At 26.9% G+C, this 368-nt stretch carries 1 protein-coding gene; it reads right to left on the reverse strand.

Annotated elements, in window-relative coordinates; all coding sequences use genetic code 11:
* The coding region (locus BW716_RS39800) for a hypothetical protein (protein WP_220388952.1) at positions 1 to 368 on the reverse strand (368 nt) is incomplete at both ends.

Here is a 368-nt window from a genome sequence, read left to right on the forward strand (position 1 = left end):
TTTTCTTTTTTTTTTCCCCCCCCCCCTTCTTCTGTGCGGCGGCACCCTTTTTTCCTCCCCGGTTTTGTTTTTTTTGTGGGTTTTTCCTCTGTTTTTTTTTTGTTGTTTGTTTTTTTTTTTTTGCTGTGGGGGGCGATTCTTCCTTCTGTTTTTTTTTTTTTTTTTTTTTTTGAGTGATGTGTTCTTTTTTTTTTTTTTTTTTTGGGGGGTTTTTTTTTGGGGTGGTGTTTGTGTGGGTGGGGTGTTTTGTTTGTTTTTTTGTGTTTTTTTTTTTTTTGTTTTTGTTTTTTTTTTTTTTTTTTTTTTTTTTTTTTTTTTTTTTTTTTCTTTTTTTTTTTTTTTTTTTTTTTTTTTTTTTTTTTTTTTTC

The sequence above is a fragment of the [Flexibacter] sp. ATCC 35208 genome, assembly GCF_001975825.1.
In the GTDB taxonomy this organism is placed as follows: Bacteria; Bacteroidota; Bacteroidia; order Chitinophagales; family Chitinophagaceae; genus Chitinophaga.